3 protein-coding genes and 1 pseudogene are annotated in these 4739 nt (G+C 63.1%); 2 read left to right on the forward strand and 2 right to left on the reverse strand.

Annotation, left to right across the window (positions count from 1 at the left end; all coding sequences use genetic code 11):
* Positions 1 to 202 precede the first annotated feature (202 nt).
* Both VNQ78_RS10125 and VNQ78_RS10130 read left to right on the forward strand, forming a co-directional pair.
* Positions 203 to 960, forward strand: a protein-coding gene (locus VNQ78_RS10125; protein ID WP_325689267.1) for an IS5 family transposase whose coding sequence is annotated in 2 segments (ribosomal slippage) — positions 203 to 527 and positions 527 to 960 — 759 coding nt in all. Because the reading frame shifts where the segments join, the coding sequence is not laid out codon by codon here.
* 112 nt (positions 961 to 1072) lie between these two features.
* Positions 1073 to 2104 carry an IS110 family transposase gene (locus tag VNQ78_RS10130; protein WP_325689269.1) on the forward strand — a complete coding sequence of 344 codons (1032 nt, stop codon included), beginning with the start codon at positions 1073 to 1075 and terminating at the stop codon, positions 2102 to 2104.
* Positions 2105 to 2438: 334 nt separating this feature from the next.
* On the opposite strand, the pseudogene VNQ78_RS10135 reads toward VNQ78_RS10130, so the two are convergent.
* Positions 2439 to 2642: pseudogene (locus tag VNQ78_RS10135) on the reverse strand (hypothetical protein); the annotation flags it as partial.
* Positions 2643 to 2853: 211 nt separating this feature from the next.
* On the reverse strand, positions 2854 to 4739 hold a 1886-nt coding region (locus tag VNQ78_RS10140; RefSeq protein WP_325689271.1), incomplete at its 5' end, for an OB-fold nucleic acid binding domain-containing protein.

The following is a 4739-nucleotide window of genomic DNA, read 5'->3' on the forward strand; positions in this document are numbered from 1 at the left end:
GCCTTGACTTAGAGCGTGACGTCCGGGGTCACGGTCCCGGCCGCTTCGATGTCGGCAACCCCTTTCCCGCGGCGCAACTCTCCTTCGGCGCGACACTGCCGGTTCGCGTCAGCATCGCTCATGGTGGCCGGTTTGCTTAGGCTCCAGACCCATTGATTTCAGGCGTTTGGCGTGATTCAGGCTCCGCAAGGAGACCTGATCGATGAGTAATCTTTACTGGCTGACGGACGCCCAGATGGAGCGTCTGAAGCCGTTCTTTCCCAAGAGCCATGGCAAGCCCCGTGTTGATGATCGTCGCGTCCTCAGCGGCATAATCTTCATCAATCGCAATGGCTTGCGCTGGTGCGACGCGCCAAGGGAATACGGTCCGGCCAAGACCCTCTACAACCGCTGGAAGCGCTGGAGCGACAACGGCGTCTTTGCCCGGATCATGGTCGGCCTTGCTGCCGAGAGGGCCGAGCACAAGACGATCATGATCGACGCAACCTACCTCAAGGCACACCGCACGGCATCAAGCCTTGGGGTGAAAAAGGGGGGCGCGGGCGCCAGATCGGGCGCACCAAAGGCGGCATGAACACCAAGTTGCACGCCGTTGCCGATGCCAAAGGGCGGCCGATCGGGTTCTTCATGTCCGCCGGCCAGGTCAGTGATTACACTGGCGCGGCGGCGCTGCTGGGCAGCCTGCCGAAGGCAGCGTGGCTGCTGGGAGACCGAGGCTATGATGCCGATTGGTTCAGAGAAGCGTTGAAAGACAAGGGGATAAAGGTTTGCATCCCAGGCCGAAAGTCTCGCAAGAAGGCGGTGAAATACGACAAGAGGCGCTACAAACGCCGCAACCGCATCGAGATCATGTTCGGGCGGTTGAAGGATTGGCGGCGCGTCGCCACCCGATACGACCGCTGTCCACAGACCTTCCTCTCTGCCATCCTCCTCGCCGCAATCGTCCTGTTCTGGCTATGATCCACAACGAGATGCCGTAACGGGGCCTGCGTCGCGACCCGCCCGTTACTGTTGCAAGATCGAGGGCAAGCTGGCGCCATTCCCGTATCGGATCCACATGGAGGACTGCGGGATGAAGCTGTTTGTCGGGCTGGATGTGTCGCTGGAGAAAACCGCGATCTGCGTGATCAGCGAGCATGGGAAGATCGTGAAGGAAGCGCAGGTGGCCAGTGAGCCTGAAGCGCTGTCGTGCTGGATCTGCGACCAGGACGGCGCAATTGCCGCCGTGGGGCTTGAGGCCGGTCCATTGTCGCAATGGCTGCATCGCGGGTTGTCAGATGCGGGACTACCTGTCGTTCTGATGGAAACCAGACAGGTAAAAGGCGCCCTGAAGGCCATGCCGATCAAGACGGACCGGCGGGATGCAGAGGGTATTGCACGTCTGCTTCATCTTGGTTGGTTCCGACCCGTTCATTGCAAATCGGTGTCTGCACAGGAGGTTAGAGCGGTGCTCAGCGCCCGTAAGGCTGTGCAACAAGGGTTTATCACGCTGGAAATGTCACTGCGCGGGCTGCTGCGGAACTTTGGGCTCAAGGTTGGCACCATATCCCGCGGCAGGTTCGAACAACGTATCCGCGAACTGGCGGCGGGCAACCTGATGCTGGAAGCGGCAACCGAACCCATGCTTCGCGCGCGCTCGGCACTGCGGCGAGAGTTGGCGGGTCTTGAACGCAATGTCCGCCAACTTTCCTTGGAGGATCCGGTTTGTCGTCGGCTGATGTCGATGCCCGGGATTGGCGCCGTCGTGGCGTTGACCTATCGATCTGCTGTCGATGATCCCGACCGCTTCACGTCCTCGAAGAATGTCGGACCGTGGGTCGGCCTGACGCCGTCTCGCAACCAGTCGGGCGAGCGCGACGTCTCGGGAGGGATCACAAAGGCAGGCGACGTCAACCTTCGGCGAGCGCTGTGCCAGGCGGCAACCGTCATGATGCATCGTGGACGGGCGAACTGGCTGCGAACCTGGGCGGCAAAACTCGCGCGCCGTCGTGGTGCCAAGCGCGCGATGGTTGGGCTGGCCCGCCGCATCGCCGTAATCCTGCACCGGATGTGGAAGAATGACACCGACTTCCATTTTGACATTCGTGTGCTTCATGCCGGCTGAAGACACAGATTCCAGACTGCTGCCCGCCTGATCGCGGGCCTTTGAGGTCCCCACGGGACGCGGTTCCGGTGATGCCGTGCTCAGGACTGATGCCGATCCTATCGAGCACGCCAATGAGATGGGCACATCGGAATTGCATTGAACCAGCATCATGTTGGCAGTCACAGCGCTGACCACGGACCGAAGCATGCACCCGGGTCGATCTCAGGCGAAGGCTGCCGAACAGGCAAGCAGACCACTTTACCAAAGAACAAGGCCGCCCGCCCCGGCGGCACATTCCGTATGCGCAAAACCGCTTGACTGGGACGACCCCGTTACCGAAGTCCTGAGCCTAGCGGAACATCTCTTCAGCGGATTTTCCCGGCCAGTCGAAGTTCTCGACGGCCCAATGGACGAAGACGCGCTTGAAGGCCATGTTCTTGGTGAGACCGATTGCCCCATGCGTTTGCGTATATTGTAAAGTCAGGAGAGCGCCACGAAGCAGCGGTGAATGCGCGAGATCGGGGTGGTCATCAGCAAGAGTGCGGAACTTGATCATGTCAGGATGCTGCCACAGGCTGCGCATGAATTCCACGAGCCCGCAGCTGTGAACGCTCCGCTTGCACAATTTTGCGCCCGCAGCGCATGGCCGGTTCGCGGGGCCATGCGGTAGCATGCCAACGTTTCGCGGAGGGGCGGCATAGGGCAGGTCGTCGTCGAACGCTTTTGCACGCCCGCCCGGTGTTTTTCATCTCAGGCCAACACGCCGGTCAGTAAAAATCCCGGCTCGGAAAGAGCTTCTTGGCCTGCTCGCGGGGATGGCGGGCGCGGCTGGCGGTGCGGCTCGGCCTCACGGTCTCCCCTGCCCTCTCGGTCTCGGCTCCGATCCGTAATGGATGCCCGATACCCGCGAGGCGATCTGACAGATCCTCGACATGCTCGGCGATCACATGGGTGACCTGTCCGTCGCGTTCGATCCTACCGGTCACGCGCAGCAGGCGACCGGCGACCACCGCGGCGCGATAGGCCTCGTAGATCCGCTTCCAGACGACGACATTGGCGGTGCCGGTCTCGTCCTCGAGGGTGAGGAAGACCACGCCCGAGGCGGTGCCTGGGCGCTGTCGGGTGATAACGAGGCCGGTCAGCACCACCCGCCCCTTGGCCGACGTCAGCCGATCCGCGGGCAGGCTTTCGGGCAGATTGGGTCGCAGGATCTCCAAAGGATGGGCGCGCAGCGACAGGCGCAGCGCGAGGTAATCCTCGATCACCTCCTGCCCCAATGTCATCCGGGGAAGTTCGACCATTGGCTCCCGTTCCCCCTCGCCGTCCATGCCGAACAGTGGCAGCGGCTTTGCTGCCTTCAGGGCCTTGGCTTGCCAGAGCGCGTCGCGCCGGCTCAGCCCGAGGTTTGCGAAGCCATCGGCCTCGGCCAACCGGTCCAGCGCATCGGGACGCAGCCCCGCCCGTCGCCAGACGCTCTCGACATCGGGATAGCCATTGCCGCGCGCCGCCGCGACCCAGATCGCATCCTCCTCGCGCATGCCCTTTACCTGTCGGAATCCGAGCCGCAGCGCATGCGTGCCGTCTGCACGTGGCTCGATCGTGCAGTCCCAGAGTGAGTCATTGACCGAAACCGGCCTGACCTCGACGCCGTGATCGCGGGCGTCCCGGACCAGCTGCGCCGGGGCATAGAAGCCCATCGGCTGGGCGTTCAAGAGCGCGCAGGTGAAGATCGCCTGATGATGGCGCTTGATCCAGGCCGAGACATAGACCAGCCGCGCGAAACTGGCGGCGTGGCTTTCGGGGAAGCCGTAGCTGCCGAAACCCTCGATCTGGGCAAAGCAGCGCGCCGCGAAATCCGCGTCATAGCCCCGCTCGAGCATGCCGCCGATAAAGCGGTCGCGAAAGCCGCCGATGGTACCCATGCGCTTGAAGGTGGCGAGCGAGCGGCGCAATCGGTCGGCCTCGGCCGGGGTGAACCCTGCCGCAACCACAGCAATCTGCATCGCCTGTTCCTGGAACAGCGGCACGCCGTAGGTGCGGCCCAGCACCTCCATCATCGCCGGGCCGAGATCCTCGACCTTCTCCCTGCCCTGCCGCCGATTGATAAAGGGATGGACCATACCGCCCTGGATCGGCCCGGGCCGGACGATGGCGACCTCGCAGACCAGATCGTAGAAGTTGCGCGGTCGCATCCGCGGCAGGAAGTTCAGCTGCGCCCGGCTCTCGACCTGAAACACCCCGATCGCATCTGCGCGGCAGAGCATGTCATAGACCTGCACGTCATTGGGCGGGATATTGGCGAGGGTCCGGTACTCGCGCCGGTGCTCTTCGATGAGGCCGAAGGCCTTGCGGATCGCAGTCAGCATGCCGAGCGCGAGGATGTCGACCTTCAATAGCCCCAGCGCATCGATGTCATCCTTGTCCCACTCGATGACGGTGCGATCTTCCATGGCGGCATTCTCGATCGGGCAGAGTTCATCGAGCCGGCCTTGGGTGATGACAAAGCCGCCGACATGCTGGCTGAGATGGCGCGGAAAGCCGATGATCTCGCCGATCAACCTGACCGCCAGCGCGACGCGCCTGTCGCCGGGATGCAGCCCGGCGTCGCGCAGCCGGTCCTCGCCCGGCGCGGCCGAGGACCAGCCCCAGATCT

Source organism: Paracoccus sp. (in: a-proteobacteria) (assembly GCF_035556475.1).
In the GTDB taxonomy this organism is placed as follows: Bacteria; Pseudomonadota; Alphaproteobacteria; order Rhodobacterales; family Rhodobacteraceae; genus Paracoccus.

Excerpts from the sequence above, each read along its gene's own strand:
- VNQ78_RS10130 (WP_325689269.1), top strand. The coding sequence starts at position 1,073 with ATGAAGCTGTTTGTCGGGCTGGATGTGTCGCTGGAGAAAACCGCGATC.